Origin of the sequence: Streptomyces sp. NPDC017943 (assembly GCF_044328425.1) — a bacterium.
GTDB classification, from domain to species: Bacteria; Actinomycetota; Actinomycetes; order Streptomycetales; family Streptomycetaceae; genus Streptomyces; species Streptomyces djakartensis_A.
Map to the genome: position 1 here is coordinate 45,809 of NZ_JBIRHH010000009.1, position 21,571 is coordinate 67,379.

The 21,571-nt window shown below is 71.0% G+C and carries 19 protein-coding genes and 1 pseudogene; 7 read left to right on the plus strand and 13 right to left on the minus strand.

Annotated features, from left to right (window positions below; all coding sequences use genetic code 11):
• Positions 1-15: 15 nt before the first annotated feature.
• Positions 16-636, minus strand: a complete 621-nt coding sequence (locus ACH4C6_RS27010) for a heme-copper oxidase subunit III (protein WP_010048918.1) — start codon at positions 634-636, stop codon at positions 16-18.
• A 145-nt stretch (positions 637-781) separates the two neighbouring features.
• On the opposite strand from ACH4C6_RS27010, the gene ACH4C6_RS27015 reads away from it, so the two are divergent.
• Complete coding sequence (locus tag ACH4C6_RS27015; protein ID WP_398111193.1) at positions 782-1,183, plus strand: hypothetical protein; 402 nt, start codon at positions 782-784, stop codon at positions 1,181-1,183.
• A 25-nt stretch (positions 1,184-1,208) separates the two neighbouring features.
• Here the strand turns inward: ACH4C6_RS27015 and ACH4C6_RS27020 are convergent, their stop codons facing one another.
• The 4 genes from ACH4C6_RS27020 to coxB all read right to left on the minus strand — a co-directional run bounded on the left by ACH4C6_RS27020 (position 1,209) and on the right by coxB (position 5,695).
• A complete protein-coding gene (locus tag ACH4C6_RS27020; RefSeq protein WP_398111194.1) occupies positions 1,209-2,459 on the minus strand; it encodes an Ig-like domain-containing protein in 1,251 nt (416 codons plus the stop codon).
• A gap of 142 nt (positions 2,460-2,601) precedes the next feature.
• Positions 2,602-3,000 carry a cytochrome c oxidase subunit 4 gene (locus ACH4C6_RS27025; RefSeq protein WP_398111195.1) on the minus strand — a complete coding sequence of 133 codons (399 nt, stop codon included), beginning with the start codon at positions 2,998-3,000 and terminating at the stop codon, positions 2,602-2,604.
• Positions 2,997-4,733: a cytochrome c oxidase subunit I gene (gene ctaD / locus ACH4C6_RS27030; RefSeq protein WP_398111196.1), complete on the minus strand. Its 1,737-nt coding sequence runs from the start codon at positions 4,731-4,733 to the stop codon at positions 2,997-2,999. The genes ACH4C6_RS27025 and ctaD overlap by 4 nt, the downstream gene beginning before the upstream one ends.
• Entirely contained in the window at positions 4,730-5,695 is a 966-nt protein-coding gene (gene coxB, locus ACH4C6_RS27035; RefSeq protein ID WP_398111197.1) for a cytochrome c oxidase subunit II, read from the minus strand. Before coxB ends, ctaD begins: the two co-directional genes overlap by 4 nt.
• 265 nt (positions 5,696-5,960) lie before the next feature.
• Between coxB and ACH4C6_RS27040 the strand changes: the two genes are divergently transcribed.
• Positions 5,961-7,337 (plus strand): cysteine desulfurase/sulfurtransferase TusA family protein, encoded by a 1,377-nt coding sequence (locus ACH4C6_RS27040; protein WP_398111198.1) that lies wholly within the window; start codon positions 5,961-5,963, stop codon positions 7,335-7,337.
• An 80-nt stretch (positions 7,338-7,417) separates the two neighbouring features.
• Here the strand turns inward: ACH4C6_RS27040 and ACH4C6_RS27045 are convergent, their stop codons facing one another.
• Entirely contained in the window at positions 7,418-8,392 is a 975-nt protein-coding gene (locus tag ACH4C6_RS27045) for a carbohydrate kinase family protein (protein ID WP_398111199.1), read from the minus strand.
• Positions 8,393-8,524: 132 nt separating this feature from the next.
• On the opposite strand from ACH4C6_RS27045, the gene ACH4C6_RS27050 reads away from it, so the two are divergent.
• On the plus strand, positions 8,525-8,734 hold the full coding sequence (locus ACH4C6_RS27050) for a hypothetical protein (RefSeq protein ID WP_398111200.1): 210 nt from the start codon (positions 8,525-8,527) through the stop codon (positions 8,732-8,734).
• A gap of 146 nt (positions 8,735-8,880) precedes the next feature.
• Entirely contained in the window at positions 8,881-11,172 is a 2,292-nt protein-coding gene (locus ACH4C6_RS27055) for a hypothetical protein (protein WP_398111201.1), read from the plus strand.
• An 85-nt stretch (positions 11,173-11,257) separates the two neighbouring features.
• Here ACH4C6_RS27055 and ACH4C6_RS27060 read toward each other — a convergent pair whose 3' ends face one another.
• Entirely contained in the window at positions 11,258-11,614 is a 357-nt protein-coding gene (locus tag ACH4C6_RS27060) for an iron-sulfur cluster assembly accessory protein (protein ID WP_010037217.1), read from the minus strand.
• Positions 11,615-11,896: 282 nt separating this feature from the next.
• On the opposite strand from ACH4C6_RS27060, the gene nadA reads away from it, so the two are divergent.
• Positions 11,897-13,081 carry a quinolinate synthase NadA gene (gene nadA / locus ACH4C6_RS27065; protein ID WP_398111202.1) on the plus strand — a complete coding sequence of 395 codons (1,185 nt, stop codon included), beginning with the start codon at positions 11,897-11,899 and terminating at the stop codon, positions 13,079-13,081.
• Between the two features lie 66 nt (positions 13,082-13,147).
• Here the strand turns inward: nadA and ACH4C6_RS27070 are convergent, their stop codons facing one another.
• The 5 genes and pseudogenes from ACH4C6_RS27070 to ACH4C6_RS27090 all read right to left on the minus strand — a co-directional run bounded on the left by ACH4C6_RS27070 (position 13,148) and on the right by ACH4C6_RS27090 (position 19,516).
• Positions 13,148-16,267, minus strand: a complete 3,120-nt coding sequence (locus ACH4C6_RS27070) for an efflux RND transporter permease subunit (protein WP_398111203.1) — start codon at positions 16,265-16,267, stop codon at positions 13,148-13,150.
• A gap of 158 nt (positions 16,268-16,425) precedes the next feature.
• The gene (locus ACH4C6_RS27075) at positions 16,426-17,109 is read right to left on the minus strand and encodes a response regulator (RefSeq protein WP_398111475.1); all 684 of its coding nucleotides are present in this window, start codon (positions 17,107-17,109) and stop codon (positions 16,426-16,428) included.
• A complete protein-coding gene (locus ACH4C6_RS27080; protein ID WP_398111204.1) occupies positions 17,106-18,329 on the minus strand; it encodes a sensor histidine kinase in 1,224 nt (407 codons plus the stop codon). Before ACH4C6_RS27080 ends, ACH4C6_RS27075 begins: the two co-directional genes overlap by 4 nt.
• Before the next feature lie 124 nt (positions 18,330-18,453).
• Positions 18,454-18,711, minus strand: a pseudogene (locus ACH4C6_RS27085) (hypothetical protein); the annotation flags it as partial.
• A gap of 34 nt (positions 18,712-18,745) precedes the next feature.
• Positions 18,746-19,516, minus strand: coding sequence for a PspA/IM30 family protein (locus ACH4C6_RS27090; protein WP_398111477.1), 771 nt, complete (start codon positions 19,514-19,516; stop codon positions 18,746-18,748).
• A gap of 332 nt (positions 19,517-19,848) precedes the next feature.
• Here ACH4C6_RS27090 and ACH4C6_RS27095 point away from each other — a divergent pair, with 332 nt between their 5' ends.
• Positions 19,849-20,448 (plus strand): DUF3043 domain-containing protein, encoded by a 600-nt coding sequence (locus ACH4C6_RS27095; RefSeq protein WP_398111205.1) that lies wholly within the window; start codon positions 19,849-19,851, stop codon positions 20,446-20,448.
• A gap of 83 nt (positions 20,449-20,531) precedes the next feature.
• Positions 20,532-21,233, plus strand: a complete 702-nt coding sequence (locus ACH4C6_RS27100) for a class I SAM-dependent methyltransferase (RefSeq protein ID WP_398111206.1) — start codon at positions 20,532-20,534, stop codon at positions 21,231-21,233.
• 54 nt (positions 21,234-21,287) lie between these two features.
• Here ACH4C6_RS27100 and ACH4C6_RS27105 read toward each other — a convergent pair whose 3' ends face one another.
• On the minus strand, positions 21,288-21,500 hold the full coding sequence (locus ACH4C6_RS27105; protein WP_376323609.1) for a hypothetical protein: 213 nt from the start codon (positions 21,498-21,500) through the stop codon (positions 21,288-21,290).
• Positions 21,501-21,571 lie beyond the last annotated feature (71 nt).

The following is a 21,571-nucleotide window of genomic DNA, read 5'->3' on the forward strand; positions in this document are numbered from 1 at the left end:
CGGTTGGGGGCCCTGCTACTTGATCATGTAGATCGTGGCGAAGAGGCCGATCCAGACGACATCGACGAAGTGCCAGTAGTAGGACACGACGATCGCAGCGGTCGCCTGCTCGTGGGTGAACCTCCGGGCCGCGTAGGTCCGGCCCAGGACCAGCAGGAAGGCGATGAGACCGCCTGTCACGTGCAGGCCGTGGAAACCGGTGGTCAGGTAGAACACCGAGCCGTACGGGTCGGAGGACAGGGACAGGCCCGCCTCCTTGACCAGCTCCGTGTACTCGAAGACCTGACCGCCGATGAAGATCGCACCCATCACGAAGGTGACGATGAACCACATCCGCAGCTTCTTCACGTCACCGCGCTCGGCGGCGAAGACGCCGAGCTGGCAGGTGAGCGAGGAGAGCACCAGGATCGTGGTGTTCGTCGCCGAGAACGGGAAGTTGAGATGGCTCGCCATCTCCTTCCAGTGATCGGGACCCGTCACCGATCGCAGGGTGAAGTACATCGCGAAGAGGGCCGCGAAGAACATCAGCTCGGAACTCAGCCAGATGATGGTTCCGACGCTGGTGAGGTTCGGCCGGTTGACCGACGGGTGCGCGTGCCCGGTTTCTACTGTCGTTGCTGTCGCCACGACCGACATTATGTCGGTCGCTTATCCCGCCCTCACTCCGGGGGGTGCCGTTCGGAGTGTCTTCCCGGTTCGTACCGGTGTTGACGTGGTGTTCAAGGGAGTAGCATCCGGCCCAACGGGCCTGTCCTTACGACGCTGACGTCACGGAGGAACAATGCAGCCGACCGCCACGGTGCTGGTCTACAGCGACGACTCCCACACCCGCGAGCAGGTGCGGCTCGCCACGGGACGGCGGCCGGCGCCCGACGTGCCCGTGGTGGAGTTCGTGGAGTGCGCGACCCCCGCGGCGGTGGTGAAGGAGCTGGACAAGGGCGGGATCGACGTCTGCGTCCTGGACGGCGAGGCCGTGCCCATGGGGGGCATGGGCGTCTGCCGGCAGATCAAGGACGAGGTCTTCGACTGCCCGCCGGTGCTGCTGCTGATCGGCCGGCCGCAGGACGCGTGGCTGGCGACGTGGAGCCGCGCGGAGGCGGCGGTGACGCTGCCGGTGGACCCGGTGGAGTTCGCCTCCGCGCTGGCGTCCCTGCTGCGGGAGAAGGCCGCTCTCAAGGCCTAGGAGCCGGGGAGCGGGCGTGGGCCGCTCACACGCTCTGCGGCGTCAGGCGGGCCGTGTCGGCCTGTGCGGGGCCGTCGGACGTGCCGCCCACCAGCGCGCTGCCGGTGCGCCACTTCGCCCAGTCGAGGTTCCAGTCGCCGTAGCCGTTGCCGAACGGGGCCATCGTGTCGCCGCCGGAGTTGACGACCTCGACGATGTCGCCCTCGCGGACGGTGTCGTAGAACCAGGCGGCGTTCTCGGTGCTCATGCCGGTGCAGCCGTGGCTGACGTTGGCGAAGCCCTGGGAGCCGACCGACCAGGGGGCGGCGTGGACGTACTCGCCGCTGTTGGTGACCCGGACCGAGTGGTGGACGATCAGGTCGTAGAAGTCCGAGGAGCCGATGCTGGCGCTCGTCATGCGGACGGTGCCCTCCTTGGCGAGGACGACCTTGACGCCGTTGCGGGTGTCGTAGCCGGGCTTGCCCGTGGTCACGGGTATCTGCCGGATGATCTCGTCGTTCTTGTAGACGGTCATCTGGTGGGCGGCGGCGTCGGTGACGGCTATGAGCTTGTCCGCGGTGGTGAAGGTCAGCGGCTTGGCCTTGCCGCCCCACATGCGGTCGCCGACCTTGATGCCCTCCAGGTTGCTGCGGACCTGGACGGTGGCCTGGGCGGGCCAGTACTCCTTGGGGCGGTAGTGGAGCTTCTTGTCGTCCACCCAGTGCCAGGCGCCCTCGGTGGCGGGCGTGGAGGTGACCTTGAGGGCGCGCTCCACGACGGCCCGCTGGGCGGGGTCCTTCACCGGCTGGCTCAGCTCCGCCGTGACGGGCTGGCCGACGCCGTACGTGCCCTTCTTCGGGCCGAACGCGACGTCCAGGCGCTTCTTGGCGGTGGGCTTGCCGGTGTCGAAGGTGATGACCTTGCGGCCGGGCTCCCCGTCCTCGTTCTCGGTGCTCACCCGGACCGTGTAGCCGGCGTCGGCGGCCAGCGGGGAGGTGCTGTGCCAGCGGCGCCCGTCGGCGGCGAGTTCGCCCGCCACGTAGCGCCCTGAGGCGTCGTAGGCCGTGACGTCGGTGATGCGCCCGTCGGAGTCCTCGGCGACCACTTCCAGGGGCTTGTCCGGGTCGGCCTTCCGGTTGCCCTCGGTGGGGGCGTTGAAGGAGATCTGGTCCGCCGCGTCGTAGGGGCGGGCGGAGAGCGGGTCGCCGTCGGAGCCGCAGGCGGTGACGCCCGCGCAGAGGGCTATCACCAGCAGCGTGCAGCTGACGACGGGGCGGGAGTTCGCTGTGTGGCTCATGACCTCACGCTAGGAACCGGCGTCAATCGCGGCACGCCGGATGACTCGTACGAGTGACACGCATTGCGGTGGACGGCGGACACGAAAGCAGGGGCCCGGACACTCCTCTCGGAGTGTCCGGGCCCCTGCGGCGCTCGGTGTCCTACTGGGTGCGGTTCTCACCGCGGTAGTACTCGAAGACCCAGCCCCAGACGGCGATCAGGATGACCGGCAGCGAGAAGTACATCAGCCACCAGCCGATGGCGACCGCCAGGAAGGCGAGGGCGCCGCCGATGCCCAGGAAGAGCGGCTGCCAGCTGTGCGGGCTGAAGAACCCGACCTCGCCGGCGTCGTCCGCGACGTCCGCCTCCTTGTTGTCCTGTGCGCCGACGTCCACCCGCTTGGCCGTGAAGCCGAGGTAGAAGCCGATCATGATGCACAGGCCGAAGGCCAGGAAGAGGGCCGTGGTACCGGCGGGCTCCTTCGACCAGAAGCCGTAGACGACCGCCATGATGAGCACGAAGGCGCTCAACCACATGAACATCTTGCCCTGGATCTTCACTTGCCGGCCTCCTTGCCGCCAGCGAGGGCCTTGTCGCCGTGGCCCACGTTCTCGAGCTGGTCGAGAGCTGCGATCTCCGGGTGGTGCAGGTCGAACGCCGGGGATTCGCTGCGGATCCGCGGCATGGTGATGAAGTTGTGCCGCGGCGGCGGGCAGGAGGTGGCCCACTCCAGGGAGCGGCCGTAGCCCCACGGGTCGTCGACGCCGACGGGCTTGCCGTACTTGGCGGTCTTCCAGACGTTGTAGACGAACGGCAGGATCGACATGCCGAGCAGGAACGAGCTGATCGTCGAGATCGTGTTCAGCGCGGTGAAGCCGTCGGCCGCCAGGTAGTCGGCGTACCGGCGGGGCATGCCCTCGGCGCCCAGCCAGTGCTGCACCAGGAACGTGCCGTGGAAGCCGATGAACAGCGTCCAGAAGGTGATCTTGCCCAGGCGCTCGTCCAGCATCCTGCCGGTCCACTTCGGCCACCAGAAGTGGAATCCGGAGAACATCGCGAACACCACGGTGCCAAAGACGACGTAGTGGAAGTGCGCCACCACGAAGTACGAGTCGGAGACGTGGAAGTCCATCGGCGGCGAGGCCAGGATGACGCCGGTCAGGCCACCGAAGGTGAAGGTGATCAGGAAGCCGGTCGCCCAGAGCATCGGCGTCTCGAAGGACAGCGAGCCCTTCCACATGGTGCCGATCCAGTTGAAGAACTTCACGCCGGTCGGGACGGCGATGAGGAACGTCATGAAGGAGAAGAACGGCAGCAGCACACCACCGGTGACGTACATGTGGTGGGCCCACACCGTCACGGACAGACCCGCGATCGCGATGGTCGCGCCGATCAGACCCGTGTAACCGAACATCGGCTTGCGGGAGAAGACAGGGATGACCTCACTGATGATGCCGAAGAACGGCAACGCGATGATGTACACCTCTGGATGGCCGAAGAACCAGAACAAGTGTTGCCACAGCAACGCTCCGCCGTTGGCCGAGTCGAAGATGTGGGCGCCGAACTTGCGGTCCGCCTCCAGCGCGAACAGGGCCGCGGCCAGCACCGGGAAGGCCAGCAGGACCAGCACACCGGTCAGCAGCACGTTCCAGGTGAAGATCGGCATGCGGAACATCGTCATGCCCGGGGCGCGCATGCAGATGATGGTGGTGATGAAGTTGACCGAGCCGAGGATCGTGCCGAAGCCGGAGAAGGCCAGACCCATGATCCACATATCGGCGCCGATACCCGGGGAGCGGACCGCGTCCGACAGGGGGCTGTAGGCGAACCAGCCGAAGTCGGCCGCGCCCTGCGGCGTGAGGAAGCCGCCGACCGCGATGAGCGAGCCGAACAGGTACAGCCAGTAGGCGAACATGTTCAGCCGCGGGAACGCCACGTCCGGCGCGCCGATCTGCAGCGGCATGATCCAGTTCGCGAAGCCCGCGAACAGCGGCGTCGCGAACATCAGCAGCATGATCGTGCCGTGCATCGTGAACGCCTGGTTGAACTGCTCGTTCGACATGATCTGCAGACCAGGCCGGGCGAGCTCGGCGCGCATGAGCAGCGCCATCACGCCACCGATGACGAAGAACACGAACGACGTGGCCAGGTACAGCGTGCCGATCGTCTTGTGGTCCGTCGTCGTCAGCCACTTGACCACGACACTGCCGCGGTTCTGGCGCCGGACCGGCTGCTCGTCCTCGTAGTGGGACCCAGCAGCCGCGGCACCCTTGGGGTCATTCAGGATGCTCACAGTACGTTCGACTCCCGGTTCTTCTCGTGGCCCGCCTGCTCGATGCCGGACGGGACGTAACCGGTCTGCCCCTTCTTCACGAGGTCCTTGAGGTGCTGCTCGTAGCGCTCGGGGGAGACGACCTTCACGTTGAACAGCATGCGCGAGTGGTCGACGCCGCAGAGCTCGGCGCACTTGCCCAGGAAGGTGCCCTCCTTGTTGGGGGTCACCTCGAAGGCGTTGGTGTGGCCCGGGATGACGTCCTGCTTCATGAGGAACGGCACCACCCAGAAGGAGTGGATGACGTCACGGGAAGTCAGGATGAAGCGGACCCTCTTGCCCTCGGGGAGCCAGAGCGTCGGACCCGGGTTGTTCGTCTGCGGGTTCCGGGTGCCCGGGGTGCCGCAGTCGTAGGTGCCGCCGGCGTCGGCCGGGAAGTCCTTCTTGAACCGGTCCGGGATCGCGTCCAGGTCCTTGGAGGTCTTCGCGTCACCGGACGTGCCGGCGACGGGCTCGATGTAGTTGAAGCACCAGCTCCACTGGAAGCCGACCACGTTGATGGTGACGTCGGGCTTCTTCTTGAGGCTGAGGAGCTCGGACTCGTCGCGGGCGGTGAAGTAGAACAGCACCGAGACGATGATGAGCGGGACCACGGTGTACAGCGCCTCGATGGGCATGTTGTACCGGGTCTGCGGAGGTACCTCGACCTTGGTGCGGCTGCGCCGGTGGAAGAAAGCACTCCACAGGATCAGACCCCACACCAGCACGCCGACGGCGAGCGCAGCCGCCCAGGACCCCTGCCACAGGGAGAGGATCCGCGGAGCCTCTTCCGTGGTCGGGGTGGGCATACCAAGGCGGGGGAAGTCTTCCCAGTTGTACGAGCAACCGGTGGCTGTCGCCAAGACCAGGCCCGCGGTCAGTGCCTGCAGCAGCTTCCGCCGCATCGGGCGCCGCGGCGAGCGGTCGGAGCCGTTGGGACTCACGTAGCGCCTTCCCGAGAGTCTCGCCCGCGCGGTTCGGCTGCGGCCTGGCCTTCTCGCTGGTCGGTCGCCGCCCTGCGTCGGGCAGGGGTTTGGATGTTTATGCGGACCAAACCCTAGCCGACGCCCTCCGGGGGTTCTCGGGGAGGGGTGCCTACTCACTCGGGTGGTTCGCTGATTTGGCGGCTGCGGGCCGTTTGTGGCTGTTCGCGCAGTTCCCCGCGCCCCTGCGGGGACGTCGTGGCGCCGGGCGTTCTAGCGTTGCGGTGTGGGTTACTTCGACGCCGCTTCCGCCGCTCCGCTCCATCCCGTCGCACGGCAGGCCCTGCTGGCCTCCCTCGATGAGGGGTGGGCCGACCCCGCACGGTTGTACAAGGAGGGGCGGCGGGCGCGGCTGCTGATCGACGCGGCGCGGGAGGCCGCCGCCGAGGCGGTGGGGTGCCGGCCGGACGAGCTGGTGTTCACCTCGTCCGGAACGCGTGCCGTGCACACGGGGATCGCGGGCGCCTCGGCCGGACGGCGGCGGGTCGGACGCCACCTGATCGTGTCAGCGGTCGAACACTCCTCGGTACTCCATTCGGCCGAGCGGCACGAGGCGGAGGGCGGTTCGGTCAGTCGGGTGACGGTGGACCGGCACGGGGCGGTGGACCCCGCTGCCTACGCCGAGGCCCTGCGCCCCGACACGGCCCTGGCGTGCCTCCAGTCGGCCAATCACGAGGTGGGCACCGAGCAGCCGGTCGCCGAGGTGGCCCGGCTGTGCCGGGAGGCCGGGGTGCCGTTGCTGGTGGACGCGGCCCAGTCGCTCGGCTGGGGGCCGGTGGACGGGGACTGGTCGCTGCTGACGGGCAGTGCGCACAAGTGGGGCGGGCCGCCCGGGGTCGGGCTGCTGGTGGTGCGCAAGGGGGTGCGCTTCGCGGCGCAAGGGCCGTCGGACGAGCGGGAGTCGGGGCGGGCGCCCGGTTTCGAGAACGTCCCGGCGATCGTGGCGGCGGCCGCGTCGCTGCGCGCCGTGCGGGCCGAGGCCGTCGAGGAGGCGCGGCGGCTGCGGGAGCTGACGGACCGGATCCGGGCCCGGGTGCCGCGGTTGGTGCCCGACGTGGAGGTGGTCGGCGATCCGGTGCGCCGCCTGCCCGGGGTCGTCACCTTCTCCTGCCTCTACGCCGATGGGGAGGCCCTGCTGCACGAGCTGGACCGCGCCGATTTCTCCGTCTCGTCCGGATCGTCCTGCACCAGCAGCACGCTGACGCCCAGCCACGTCCTGCGCGCCATGGGCGTGCTGAGTGAGGGGAACGTGCGGGTCTCGCTGCCGATGGGGACGGCCGAGGAGGAGGTGGAGAGATTCCTGGAGGTGCTGCCGGGGGCCGTGGCGGCGGTCCGGGAGAAGCTCGGCGCGCCGGTCGCGCGGACGGCGGTGCGGGAGGACGTGCTCGTCGTGGACTCCCTGGGCAAGCGGTGCCCGATCCCCGTCATCGAGCTGGCCAAGGTCATCGGGGACGTGCCGGTGGGCGGGCTGGTCCGGGTCCTGTCGGACGACGAGGCGGCCCGGCTGGACATCCCCGCGTGGTGCGAGATGCGGAACCAGGAGTACGTGGGCGAGGAGCCGGCGGACCGAGGAGCGGCCTACGTGGTCCGCCGGGCGAGCTGAGTAGGCCGAGGGGCGTGGGGAACTGCGCGCAGCAGCACCCCACGCACCCGCAGCCGCAGCCGCAGCCGCAGCCGCAGCGATCAGCCCAGGTGTCCCCGGACCTCTTCGGCGGCCTCGTCCCCGTACGCCTTGGTGAACCGCTCCATGAAGTGCCCGCGCCGCAGCTGGTACTCCTGCGTCCCGACCGTCTCGATCACGAGGGTCGCCAGCATGCAGCCGACCTGCGCGGCCCGCTCCAGGGAGACGTCCCAGGCCAGGCCGGAGAGGAACCCGGCGCGGAAGGCGTCGCCGACGCCCGTCGGGTCGGCCTTGCGCTCCTCGTCCGGCGTGCCGACCTCGATGGGGTCCTCGCCGGCCCGCTCGATGCGCACGCCCCGCGCGCCGAGGGTGGTCACCCGGTGGCCCACCCGGGACAGGATCTCGGCGTCGGTCCAGCCGGTCTTGGTCTCGATGAGGCCCTTCTCGTACTCGTTGGAGAAGAGGTAGGTCGCCCCGTCCAGCAGGATGCGGATCTCCTCGCCGTCCATGCGGGCGATCTGCTGGGAGAAGTCGGCGGCGAACGGGATGTCCCGCGAGCGGCACTCCTCGGTGTGGCGGAGCATCGCCTCCGGGTCGTCGGCGCCGATGGAGACCAGGTCGAGACCGCCGACCCGGTCGGCGACCGTCTTGAGCTCGATGAGGCGGGCCTCGCTCATGGCGCCGGTGTAGAAGGAGCCGATCTGGTTGTGGTCGGCGTCGGTGGTGCACACGAAGCGGGCGGTGTGCAGCGTGTCGGAGATGCGGACGGAGTCGGTGTCGACGCCGTGCCGCTCCAGCCAGGCCCGGTACTCGTCGAAGTCCGCGCCCGCGGCGCCGACCAGGATCGGCCGGGTGCCGAGCTGTCCCATGCCGAAGGCGATGTTCGCGGCGACGCCGCCGCGGCGGACGTCCAGCTTGTCGACCAGGAACGACAGCGAGACCGTGTGCAGCTGGTCCGCTACGAGCTGGTCGGCGAAGCGGCCGGGGAAGGTCATGAGGTGGTCGGTGGCGATGGAGCCGGTGACTGCGATGCGCACGGCGTGGATTCTCCTGGGGGAGGCGGACCTTGACGTCTCACGCTATCGGGTGGGCGTGGCCGCTCTGAAGGCAACGAAACTACCCGATAGTAGATCTTTCTCCGTGCACCGGGGCGTGCATACGGTGCCGTTATGACGAACCTCAAGCTCCACACCACCGCTCCGGTCGACATGGAGGGCGATCTGGCCTCGCTGCCGGGTGAGGGTGCGCGGATGGCCCCGCACTGGGCGGCTCCCGAGCGGGTCGCCTCCCGGCCGGTCTCCCCGGCCCTGATCCACGGGGTGGAGGTGCCCGTCGCGTCGGCGCGGCTGCTCGACGCGATGTCGGACTACGGCGACTGAACGGCGCACGCACGGGAACCGCGAGCTCCCCCGCTGCGTCCCATCGCTGTCCCCCGTAAAGGGGAGACGGGATACGACCCACCAGCGGCCTGATCCGGCCGGGCAGGGTCCCCCTGGGACAGCTGTGCAGCCGAAGGAGCGATGCGGTGAACACCGAGCGACCCGAGAACGACGACGCCGCGAGGGACCTGGGCGCCGGCGCGGACGCCCGCACGGCCGGCGAGCCGGGTCCCGAGACCGGCCCTTCGGCGGCGGCCGGGGTGCCGCAAGCTGCGCCGGACGGCGCGTCGGACGGCGCCGGGGGATCCTCCGGGGAGGCCGGGAAGCCCGAGACGACCGCGGCAAGCGACACCGGGAACGCCGGAACCGCCGGGGCACACCCGGAGCAGACCCAGGACCCCGGGCACGCCGAAGCCAGCACCGACTCCGCCCGGGACGCCGGGGATGCCGAAGCCGGCACCGAGCCCGCCCGGGACGCCGACACGGACGCGGAGCCCGCCGCGAACGCGGGAGCCGGCACCGCCCCCGCCCGGGACGCCGGGGACGCCGAAGCCGGCACTGAGCCCGCCCGGGACGCCGAAACCGGCACCGAGCCCGCCCGGGACACCGACGCGGACGCGGAGCCCGCCGCAAACGCGGGAGCCGACGCCGACCCCGCCAGGGACGCCGGGGACGCCCAGGACGCCGGGGACGCCCGGGACGCCGAAGCCGGCACAGAATCCGCCCGGGACGGCCAAGCGGACGCCGAGCTCGCCGCGAATACCGAAGCCGGCACCGACACCGCCCGGAACACCGACGCGGACGCGGACCCCGCCCGGGACGCCGGAGCGGAGACGCAGTCCGCCGGAGGTACCCGGGCGAACCCGGATTCCGTCCGGGACGGCCGAGGGAGCGCCGGACCCGTCCTGGAGCGGTCCGGGTCCTCGGGTTCGTCCGGCGCTCGCGGCTCCGCCGCGGACGGTGAGCTTCCCCCGCTGCCCGCTCACGAGGACCGGGGCCCGCACGGTGGTGGCCGGCGCCGTACGCCCGCGCTGGTCGCGTCCGTCGCCGCGGCCGTCCTGCTGATCGGCGGGGGCGGCGCCTGGCTCGCCTCGAACGCGTCCGGCGGTACGGACGGCAAGGCCGCCGCCCCCGGTGCGCCCGGCGGCGACGGCACTCCCCCGCCACTGGCCCTCGACGGGTACTCGGAGTCCGCGCCGGGCGACGGCAACGGCATCGCGCCCGGCGAGCCCAACCCCTACGGCGCGACGTACCGCGTGGAGGGCGAGCTCCCGGACGGCCCCCGCGAAGCCCCGGTGTACCGGGCCCGCGGCGAGGTGGCGAAGGACGACGTGGCCCGGCTGGCGAAGGCGCTCGGGATCGAGGGCACGCCGGTCGCCCAGGGAGAGGCCTGGAAGATCGGGGGCCAGGACGGTTCCGGACCGGCGCTTCAGGTGAATCGGCAGGCGCCGGGGGCCTGGACGTTCAGCCGCCACGCGCCGGGCACCGACAACTGCAAGGGCGTCGACACCTGCAAGGGCCCGCAGGCGGCCGGTGGCGATCCCGTCGGCGAGGCGGAGGCGCGGCGGGCGGCCGCGCCGGTGCTGAAGGCGGTGGGCCAGGACGGCGCGAAGCTGGACACGAGCCAGGTCATGGGCGCCCAGCGGGTCGTGAACGCCGAGCCCCGGGTCGGCGGTCTGCCCACCCACGGCTGGACGACCGGGATCACCGTGGGCCCGGACGGCGAGGTGGTCGGCGGCAGCGGCCGGCTGCGGGCGCCGGTGAAGGGCGACACGTACCCCGTGGTCGGCGCCGAGAAGGCGCTGGAGCTGATGGAGGGGCAGTCCGGGGGTGACCGCCGGGCGGGCGTCGGCGGCTGCGCCTCCCCGGTTCCGTTGGAGGGCCGCCCGGAGGAGGAGCCCTGCGGAACGCCGGCGGGCGGCGGGCCCGCGAAGGAGACCGTGACGGTCGAGGACGCGGTGTTCGGGCTGGCCGCGCACCACGTGGACGGGCGCGAGGCGCTGGTGCCGTCCTGGCTGTTCGAGGTGCGGGCCCCGGGCGCGCGGGATCCGTTCACGGTGACGTACCCGGCGGTCGATCCGACGTACCTGGCCTCCCCCGCGCCGAGCGAGCCGCAGGAGCGGCCGACCTCCGCGCCGGGGCCGCGCGAGGTGAAGGTGGACGGCTACCGGGCCGAGGGCGCGGAGCTGACGGTGTCGTTCACGGGCGGCGTGTGCGCCGACTACGACGTGACGGCGGCCGAGAAGGGCGACGAGGTGACGGTCACGGTGACCTCGACCCCGTGGCCGGACAAGGTGTGCGTCATGATCGCCAAGCAGTTCCAGAAGACCGTGCAGCTGGACGAGCCGCTCGGTGCCCGCGGGGTCGTGGACGCGGACGGCAGGGCGGTCCCGCTGGCCAAGGAGGGTGCGCGGCTGCCCGCTCCGCCCACGCGGTAGTCCCGGGAAGCACGAAGGCGGCGACCCCGTCGGAGGGGGTCGCCGCCTTCTTTGCGTCCGCGTGCCGCCGGGGCGGCCGGCCGGCTCAGCTGAAGGAGTCGCCGCAGGCGCAGGAACCCGTCGCGTTGGGGTTGTCGATCGTGAAGCCCTGCTTCTCGATGGTGTCCACGAAGTCGATCGTGGCACCACCCAGGTACGGGGCGCTCATGCGGTCGGTGACGACCTTCACACCGCCGAAGTCCTTCTCCACGTCGCCGTCGAGGGACCGCTCGTCGAAGAAGAGCTGGTAGCGCAGGCCGGAGCAGCCGCCGGGCTGGACGGCGACGCGCAGGGCGAGGTCGTCGCGGCCCTCCTGGTCGAGCAGCGCCTTGACCTTGGACGCGGCGGCGTCGGTCAGGATGATGCCGTCGGTGACGGTGCTGGTCTCGTCCGATACGGACATCTACATCTCTCCCGGGTTGTTCGGAGACTGCTTGCCGACGGTTGCAACCGGCGGGGCCTCGGATTCATTCCGGACCGGACGCTCGATCTCGGCTCCTTGCCATGCTCGCACACCCGCCCGGGAGCGGAAAACGGCTCTTTCCGGGCCTTGTGGGGAAGAGACGGCCGTGGGCCGGGATTCACGTCACACCGACGCTATGGCCATCGTCAAAGTGACGTGAAGCGGTTATGATAGATAGCGTCAAATCGACGAAAAGTCGCAGAAACAGAAAGGGTGCGTGTCGTGACCACCGCCCAGACCCAGGACCTCGACGTACAGCCGACGCCCCTCGCCCTGCTGCTCCTCGGCCGCGAGGCCGACCCGCGGAGCGAGCGCGGCGTGGAGTGTCCCGGTGACCTGCCCTCGCCGTCCGACCCGGACCTGGTGGAGCGCGCCCGCAAGGCGAAGGAGAAGCTCGGGGACAAGGTCTTCGTGCTCGGCCACCACTACCAGCGCGACGAGGTCATCCAGTTCGCCGACGTGACGGGTGACTCCTTCAAGCTGGCCCGGGACGCGGCGGCACGCCCGGAGGCCGAGTACATCGTCTTCTGCGGTGTGCACTTCATGGCGGAGTCCGCGGACATCCTCACCTCGGACGACCAGAAGGTCGTGCTGCCCGACCTGGCCGCCGGCTGCTCCATGGCCGACATGGCGACGGCCGAGCAGGTCGCCGAGTGCTGGGACGTGCTCACCGAGGCCGGCATCGCCGAGCAGGTCGTGCCCGTCTCGTACATGAACTCCTCCGCGGACATCAAGGCCTTCACCGGCAAGCACGGCGGCACGATCTGCACCTCGTCCAACGCCCAGCGGGCCCTGGACTGGGCGTTCGAGCAGGGCGAGAAGGTGCTGTTCCTGCCCGACCAGCACCTCGGCCGCAACACCGCCGTGCGGGACATGGGCATGTCCCTGGAGGACTGCGTCGTCTACAACCCGCACAAGCCGAACGGCGGCCTGACCGCCGACGAGCTGCGCGGCGCGAAGATGATCCTGTGGCGCGGCCACTGCTCGGTGCACGGCCGCTTCAGCCTGGACTCGGTGAACGACGTGCGCGAGCGCATCCCCGGCGTGAACGTCCTGGTGCACCCCGAGTGCCGGCACGCGGTCGTGGCCGCGGCCGACTACGTCGGTTCGACCGAGTACATCATCAAGGCCCTGGAGGCCGCGCCGGCCGGCTCCAAGTGGGCCATCGGCACGGAACTGAACCTGGTCCGCCGCCTGGCGAACCGTTTCGCTCCGGAGGGCAAGGAGATCGTCTTCCTCGACAAGACGGTCTGCTTCTGCTCGACCATGAACCGCATCGACCTCCCCCACCTGGTCTGGGCCCTGGAGTCCCTGGCCGAGGGCAACCTCGTCAACCGCATCGCGGTGGACAAGGAGACGGAGGCGTTCGCGAAGCTGGCCCTGGAGCGGATGCTGGCGCTGCCGTAGCGGGTCCCGAGCGACGCGAAGGCCCACCCGGGGTCCCCGGGTGGGCCTTCGTCGTGCCGCGGCAGGTCAGACCTGGGCCGGCTCCGGCTCCGGGGCGCTCTCCTCGGGGCCCGTGAGGCCCTTCTTCGCCGCGCGCTTCTTCGCCCGGCGCTCCTTGCGCAGCTCGACCATCGCGTACAGCGTCGGCACGAGCAGCAGCGTGAGCAGGGTCGATGTCACCAGGCCGCCGATCACCACCACGGCCAGCGGCTGGGCGATGAATCCGCCCTCGCCCGTGATGCCGAGGGCCATCGGCAGCAGCGCGAAGATCGTCGCCAGTGCCGTCATGAGGATCGGGCGCAGCCGGTGCCGGCCGCCCTCGATCACGGCCTCGACGACGCCGTGGCCCTGCTTGCGGTACTGGTTGATCAGGTCGATCAGGACGATCGCGTTGGTGACCACGATGCCGATCAGCATCAGCATGCCGATCATCGCCGGGACGCCCATCGGGGTGCCGGTGGCGATCAGCAGGCCGATCGCGCCGGTGGCGGCGAACGGGATGGACACCAGCAGGATCAGCGGCTGGATCAGCGACCGGAAGGTGCCGACCAGCAGCATGAAGACGATCGCGATGGCCGCGAGCATCGCCAGGCCCAGGTTGGCGAACGCCTCGTCCTGGTCCTCGGAGACACCGCCGATGGAGGCGGTGGCACCGTCCGGGAGCTTCAGCCCGTCGATCTTCGACTGGAGTGCGGCGCTGACCGCGCCGGTGTTGTCGCCGGTGGGCTTGGCGGTGATGGTGGCGGCGCGCTGGCCGTCGATGCGGGTCATCGAGACCGGCCCGTCGACGACCTTCACGGTCGCGATGTCACCGAGCTTCACCGAGGCGCCCAGGCGCAGGTCCTCGAGCTGCTTCAGGGTCTGCGCCGGCTTCGCCGAGCGGATGACGACGTCGCGCTCGGTGTCGTCCAGCACGGCCTTGGCGGTGGGGATGCCGCGCACCGCCTGGGCGACGACGGCCCCGAGGCTCTGGTCGTCGAAACCGGCCGCTGCCGCCTTGGTGTTGGCCTTCACGGAGATGCGCGGGACGCTCTGCGACAGGTCGCTGGTGACGTCCCGGACGTCGTCGAGCGAGGCGACCGCCTTGCGGACCTCCTCGGACGCCGTGCGCAGGACACCGGCGTCGGCGGCCTTCACGACCACGCTGAGGTCCTGGGCGCCGAAGCCGTCACCGGCGGAGACGGTGGTGGTGCCGATGCCCTTCAGCCCGGCCAGGCCCTTCTCGATGTCCTCCTGGACGCCCTCGGCGGACGCGGAGTCCTCCAGACTCACCTGGTAGGACGCCTGGTTGGTGTCCGTGCCGCCGCCGAAGGCGGCCATGAAGCCGGACGAGCCGATCGTGACCTGGTAGTCCTTCACACCGTCGGTGTCCGCGAGCAGCCGCTCGACCTTCCTGGCCTGGGCGTCGGTGGCGGTCAGGCTGGTGCCGGGCTTCAGCTCCTGCTTGACGGTGAGGACCTCGACCTCGCCCTGGTCGAAGAAGTTGGTCTTCAGCAGCGGTGCCATGCCGAAGGTGCCGACCAGGACGACGACGGCGATGGCCACGCTGGTGAGGCGGCGGCGCGTGGCGAAGCGCAGGACCGGGACGTAGACCCGCTGGAGGCGGCTCCTGGCCTCCTTGTCCTCGGCCAGCCTGCGCGCCTCGGCCGCGTCCTCGGGCGTGCCCTTGGGCGGACGCAGGAACCAGTACGACAGGACCGGGACGACCGTCAGGGAGACGAGGAGGGACGCCAGCAGGGCGGCCGTCACGGTGAGGCTGAACGAGCCGAACAGCTCGCCCACCATGCCGCCGACCAGGCCGATCGGCAGGAACACCGCGACCGTGGTGAGCGTCGAGGACGTCACCGCGCCCGCCACCTCGCGGACGGCGTTGATGATGGCCGAATGCCGCTCCTCGCCGTAGCCGAGGTGCCGCTTGATGTTCTCCAGGACCACGATCGAGTCGTCGACGACCCGGCCGATGGCGATGGTCAGCGCGCCCAGGGTGAGGACGTTGAGCGACAGGTCGCGCGTCCACAGCACGATCAGCGCGAGGACCACGGACAGCGGGATGGACACCGCGGTGACGAGGGTGGAGCGGACCGAGGCGAGGAAGACGAGGATCACCAGGACCGCGAAGAGCAGACCGAGCGCGCCCTCGGTGGTCAGGCCCTCGATGGACTTCGACACGGCCGGGCCCTGGTCGCTGACGACCGTGAGGGTGGCGCCGGAGCCGAGGTCCTCGCGCAGGCCGGGCAGCTTGTCCTGGACGGCCTCGGAGATGGCGACCGCGCTGCCGTCGCGGTCCATGGTCACGGCGACGGCGAGGCTGGGCTTGCCGTCGGTGCGGGTGAGGGAGTCGGCCGGGGCCTCCTGCTGCTTCACCGCGGCCACGTCGCCGAGGCGCACCGGCTCGCCCTTGCCGGGCTCGCCCTTGACCATCAAGTCCTTGATCTGACCGACGGAGGTGAAGCCGCCGCCGACCTGGACGGTGCGGTTGGCGCCGCCCTCGTCGAAGGAGCCGGCCGGGACGGTCGCGCCGCCCGCCCTGAGGGCCTCGCCGAGCGACTGGACGGTCAGGCCGGCCTTCGCCAGCTTCGCGTCGTCGGGCGTGACGGTGACCTGGACGTCGCGCACGCCGTCGACGGTGACCTGGCCGACGCCGTCGATGCTCTTCAGGTCCGGCACGACCGTCCTGTCGAGCTGGTCGGCCAGGGCCTGCTGGTCGCGGCCGGAGGTGACGGCCAGGACGACGGTCGGGATGTCGTCCGTGGAGCCGGCGACGACCTGCGGGTCGACGTCGTCCGGGAGCTGGACGCGCGCCCGGTTGACGGCCTGCTGGACGTCTCCCACCAGCTGCTCGGTGTTGTTGCCGTAGTCGAAGGACGCCATGATCACGGCGTTGCCCTCGCTGGCGGTGGAGGTGACGCCGCTGATGCCGTCGACGGCTTCGAGGTTGTCCTCGATGGGTTCGACGACCTGCTTCTCGACCACGTCCGGGGACGCGCCCTGGTAGGGCGCCAGGACGGACACCATGGGCAGTTCGATGGTGGGCAGCAGCTGCTGCTTGAGCTGGGGTATCGCGATCGCCCCGAAGACGAGCGCGATGATCGACATCAGCCCGATCAAGGCCCGTTGCGCGAGGCTGAACCTGGACAGCCAGGACATGGGTGAGGGTCTCTCTTCTGTTAACGGCAGAAGCGGCAGCGGACGCGCAGAGGAGCGCCCGTCCCTACACCCTGGGCCATGGGACGACGCTGTCCCGTAGGCCCCAGGTCCATTTCCTTATGCGGCGCATACTCCGCCCGCAGTACGCCCGGTGGCGCTCACTCCACCCTCGGACGGACCAGCCCGGACTCGTAGGCGATGACCACGAGCTGGGCCCGGTCGCGGGCGCCGAGCTTGGCCATGGCCCGGTTGACGTGCGTCTTCACCGTCAGCGGACTCACCTCCAGCCGCTCGGCGATCTCGTCGTTGGAGTGGCCGCCGGCCACCTGCACCAGCACCTCGCGCTCGCGGACGGTGAGGGAGTCCAGGCGCTCGCCGCGGGCCGGGTCGCGGTCGCCGTCGGCCGGGTCCTCCTGGGCGAGGAAGCGGGAGATCAGCCCGGTGGTGGCCGCCGGGGAGAGCAGGGCCTGGCCGCCGGCGGCGATCCGGATGGCGTTCAGCAGCTCCTCGGGCTCGGCGCCCTTGCCGAGGAAACCGGAGGCCCCGGCGCGCAGCGACTGCACCACGTAGTCGTCGACCTCGAACGTCGTCAGGATGACCACCCGGACGTCCGCGAGCGCGGGGTCGGCGCTGATCAGGCGCGTCGCCGCGAGACCGTCGGTGCCGGGCATCCGGATGTCCATGAGGACGACGTCGGCGTGGTGCTCCTTGGCCAGCCGCACCGCCTCCGCACCGTCGGACGCCTCCCCGACGACCTCCATGTCGGGCTCGGAGTCGACGAGCACGCGAAAGGCGCTGCGCAGCAGCGCCTGGTCGTCGGCGAGCAGGACGCGGATGGTCATGCGGGGTCCTCCCCGTCGGATGTGCGGTTCTTGACGGGCAGGATCGCATGCACGCGGAAACCGCCCCCGTAGCGGGGACCGGTGGTGAGGGTGCCGCGCAGGGCGGTGACGCGCTCGCGCATGCCGAGCAGCCCGTGGCCGCCTCCGCCGGCGGGGGCCTCGTTGTCGCCGCTGCCGTCGTCGAGGACGGTGATCTCGACGTTCGGCCCGACGCGGACCACGCTGACCTCGGCCCTGGCCTGCGCCCCGGCGTGCTTCTGCACGTTGGTCAGGGCCTCCTGGATGATCCGGTAGGCGGCGAGGTCGACGGCCGCGGGCAGGGCGGTGCCCTGGTCGGCGCGGGCGACCTCGATGTGCAGGCCCGCGTTGCGGAAGGTGCCGGCGAGTTCGTCGAGGCGGTCGAGGCCCGGGGCGGGCTCGGTGGGGGCCTCCGGATCGCCGGACTGGCGGAGCAGGCCGACGGTGGCGCGCAGCTCGTTGAGCGCGGAGCGGCTGGCCCCACGGACGTGCGCGAGGGCCTCCTTGGCCTGGTCGGGGCGCTTGTCCATGACGTGGGCGGCGACCCCGGCCTGGACGTTGACCAGCGCGATGTGATGGGCGACGACGTCGTGCAGGTCGCGGGCGATGCGCAGGCGCTCCTCGGCGACCCGGCGGCGGGCCTCCTCCTCCCGGGTGCGTTCGGCGCGTTCGGCGCGTTCCCGGATGGCCTGGACGAAGGCGCGGCGGCTGCGGACGGCGTCGCCCGCCGAGGCGCCGATACCGGTCCAGGCGAAGATCGCCAGGTTCTCCTGGGCGTACCAGGGCAGGCTGCCGGCCGCCATGGCGGTGCCGGTGAGCACGGTCATGGTGAGCAGGCCGACGCGCCAGGTGGTGGGCCGGTCGGTGGTGGAGGCGACGGTGTACAGGGCGATGACGGCGGACATCGCGACGGGCGCGCGGGGGTCGGCCGTGACGGACTCGACGACGGACGCCGCGCCGGTGACGGCGAGGACTCGCAGCGGGGCGCGGCGGCGGAAGACCAGGGCCGCGGCGGCCAGGGTCATCAGCACCAGGCTGAGGGTGTCCGGGGTGCGCAGGACGCCCCAGCTGACGTTGTCGCGGTGCCGGGGCTCCACGAAGGATCCGGCGACCATGCAGACCAGGACGGCGGCGGCCAGGGCCGCGTCCACGGCCAGGGGGTGTGCCTTGGCCCGGCATCTGGCCCGCGCGAATGTGCTCACGAGCGTTCACGGTATCCGGCTCCAGGGCCGGGCCCCCAGCCCTCCGCCGGCCGGAGGGGCCCGGGCCCCGGCCGCCGGGGGACGGCCGGTGTCGGGTGCGGAGCTCAGCCCGGATCAGGCCGTCGTCACTGAGGAGCTCCCGGACGTCCTCGAGCGTCGCGTCCGGGGAGGGCAGGATCAGCTCGGACGGCTCCAGGGAGTCGTCCGGCAGCGGTTCGCCGAGGGCGCGGACCCTGGCGAGCAGGGCCTGGAGGGTGCGGCGGAAGCCCGGGCCGTCGCCCTTCTCCATCTCCGCGAGCAGCTCGTCGTCCAGCTCGTTCAGCTCGGCGAGGTGGCCGTCGGCCAGACTCACCTGGCCCTCCCCCATGATCCGTACGATCATGTCGCCTCCCTAGGCGTGGACCCCTGCCGCTCGGCTACTGCTTGTCGAAGCGCGGGGTGTCCTGCGGCTGCTGCTGGGACTGCTGCCCGGTCGTGCCGCCCTCGATGGCCTGCTGCCCGGCGCTCGGGCCCCCGGCCAGCTCGGCCTTCATGCGCTGCAGTTCCAGCTCCACATCCGTACCACCGGAGAGCCGGTCCAGCTCGGCCTGGATGTCGTCCTTGTGCATGCCGGAGGGGTCGTCGAGGGCACCGGAGGCGAGCAGTTCGTCGATCGCGCCGGCGCGGGCCTGGAGCTGGGCCGTCTTGTCCTCGGCACGCTGGATGGCCAGGCCCACGTCGCCCATCTCCTCGGAGATGCCGGAGAACGCCTCGCCGATGCGGGTCTGCGCCTGGGCCGCCGTGTACGTGGCCTTGATCGTCTCCTTCTTCGTGCGGAAGGCGTCGACCTTGGCCTGGAGCCGCTGGGCCGCGAGGGTGAGCTTCTCCTCCTCGCCCTGGAGCGTGGCGTGCTGGGTCTCCAGATCGGTCACCTGCTGCTGGAGCGCGGCACGGCGGGAGAGCGCCTCGCGGGCGAGGTCCTCGCGGCCCAGCGCCAGGGCCTTGCGCCCCTGGTCCTCCAGCTTCCCCGACTGCGACTGCAGCTGGTTCAGCTGAAGTTCCAGGCGCTTGCGGCTGGTCGCCACGTCGGCGACACCGCGCCGCACCTTCTGGAGCAGCTCCAGCTGCTTCTGGTACGAGTAATCGAGGGTCTCGCGCGGGTCCTCGGCCCGGTCAAGGGCCTTGTTCGCCTTCGCGCGGAAGATCATCCCCATACGCTTCATGACACCGCTCATGGGCTTCGCGCGCCCCCTTCTGACCGACTCCGGCTGAGCTCCTGCGACAGAACCCACAGTACGGGCCCTGCATCCATTACCGCACTGTTCGGGGACGGATGCGCTCATCCCCAAGGACGACTGCGCGCGCTCCCGGTCCGGCGTAGGGAGTAGGTGGTACCCGGGGTCACCGGAGGGGGGCCTCCAGGGGAACGACCGGGTGCGTGCGCAACGTCCCGTCTGTCCCCTTACAGACGACTGGTGTTGCCGGATCGTTCCCCGCGGGACTGGGGTCCATGCCCGTCATGCCCTTACCCTTGGGTTTTGTGTTCCGTAGCCGTGCCAAGGAAGAGAAGGCCCAGGCCGCCGACAAGGCGCCGGTGAACTTCTCCAAGCAGCCCCGCGACCCGCAGGCCCCCAAGGGCCGCCCCACGCCCAAGCGCAGCCAGGCCCAGAGCCAGCGCCGCAGCGTGGCCAACACGTCGATGACGCGCAAGGACGCCGCCAAGCGCCAGCGGGAGGAGCGCCGCGCCGCCCTCGAGCGCCAGCGCCAGGCCCTGGCGAGCGGCGACGAGCGGTACCTGCCCGCGCGTGACAAGGGACCGGTCCGCCGGTTCGCGCGCGACTTCATCGACTCGCGGTTCAACATCGCGGAGTTCTTCCTGCCGATGGCGGTGGTCATCCTCGTGCTGAGCATGGTGCGGGTGGCGTCGCTGCAGAACGTCGCGCTGCTGCTGTGGCTCGTGGTGATCGTGCTGATCGTGCTCGACTCGTTCGTCACGGCCTTCCGCCTGAAGAAGCAGCTGAACGAGCGCTTCGCGGGTGAGAACAAGCGCGGCGCGATCGCCTACGCCCTGATGCGCTCCCTCCAGATGCGTCGGCTCCGGCTGCCGAAGCCGCAGGTCAAGCGCGGAGAGCGGCCCTGACCACGACGCCGTTCTCCGGGGGTGCGGCGGACGCCTGGCTGGACAAGCTGGGCGGGCTGCGCGATGTCGTCCGGCAGGAGCTGGTGGCCCGCCAGCTGGACGAGCAGATAGTGGCCCGGTTCCCGGTCGGGCAGCGCCTGCGGGTGCTGGACGTCGGGATGGGCCAGGGCACGCAGGCGCTGCGGCTGGCCCGGGCCGGGCACGAGGTGACGGGCCTGGAGCAGGACGCGACGATGATCTCCGTGGCGCGGGAGTCGCTCGCCGGGGAACCGGCGGGCATCCGCAAGCGGATGCGGATCATCGAGGGCGACGGCCGGGACACCGGCGTGCACTTCCTGCCCGGCAGCTTCGACGTGGTGCTCTGCCACGGCGTCCTGATGTACGTGGAGGAGCCCGACCCGCTGCTGGCGGGGCTGGCCCGGGTGCTCGCGCCCGGCGGGCTGCTGTCCCTGCTGGTGCGCAACGGCGACGCCCTGGCGCTGCGTCCGGGGCTGTCCGGTGACTGGGCGGGCGCGCTGGCCGCGTTCGACACGGTGGCCTACCGCAACCGCCTGGGGCTGGACGTGCGGGCCGACCGCCTGAAGGACCTGACGGCGACGCTCGCCGGGATCGGGGCGCCGCTGCACGTCTGGTACGGCGTGCGCGTGTTCACGGACACGGCCGCGGACGGCGCCGAGGTCCCCGCCGACGTCGAGACGCTGCTCGCGGTGGAGGAGAAGGCCGGGCGGACGGATCCGTACCGCGGGGTGGCGGCGCTGCTGCACCTGTGCGGCGTGCGGGGCTGATCCCGCCGGCCGCGCACGAGCAGGGGCGGGGACCGCGGGCCCCCGCCCCCGGGCTCACGCCTCGGCCGCGTGCAGGCTCATCGGCCCGTAGATCTCCGTGGCGTCCTCGAACAGCCGCACCTGGTCGGCGCCGCCCTCCTGGAGTTCCTTCCAGTGCTCCCCGATCCAGGACTCGGCGTCCCCCTGGGTCGTGAAGTCCTCCGGCGCCACCGCGGGCTGGACCTCCGTCCCGTCGGTCTTCTCGAACCGCCACGTCCATGCCGCCATGTACGCCTCCCATGCGTGTGAGCACATTGCACAGCGAGAAGCCGGAACAGGGTCCGGCTCCTGACCAGAGC

Coding starts and splice junctions, on each gene's coding strand:
- ACH4C6_RS27075 (WP_398111475.1), bottom strand. CDS start 17,109: ATGACCATCCGCGTCCTGCTCGCCGACGACCAGGCGCTGCTGCGCAGC.
- ACH4C6_RS27020 (WP_398111194.1), bottom strand. CDS start 2,459: ATGAGCCACACAGCGAACTCCCGCCCCGTCGTCAGCTGCACGCTGCTG.
- ACH4C6_RS27105 (WP_376323609.1), bottom strand. CDS start 21,500: ATGGCGGCATGGACGTGGCGGTTCGAGAAGACCGACGGGACGGAGGTC.
- ACH4C6_RS27015 (WP_398111193.1), top strand. CDS start 782: ATGCAGCCGACCGCCACGGTGCTGGTCTACAGCGACGACTCCCACACC.
- ACH4C6_RS27060 (WP_010037217.1), bottom strand. CDS start 11,614: ATGTCCGTATCGGACGAGACCAGCACCGTCACCGACGGCATCATCCTG.
- ACH4C6_RS27010 (WP_010048918.1), bottom strand. CDS start 636: ATGTCGGTCGTGGCGACAGCAACGACAGTAGAAACCGGGCACGCGCAC.
- ACH4C6_RS27090 (WP_398111477.1), bottom strand. CDS start 19,516: ATGATCTTCCGCGCGAAGGCGAACAAGGCCCTTGACCGGGCCGAGGAC.
- ACH4C6_RS27050 (WP_398111200.1), top strand. CDS start 8,525: ATGACGAACCTCAAGCTCCACACCACCGCTCCGGTCGACATGGAGGGC.
- ACH4C6_RS27070 (WP_398111203.1), bottom strand. CDS start 16,267: ATGTCCTGGCTGTCCAGGTTCAGCCTCGCGCAACGGGCCTTGATCGGG.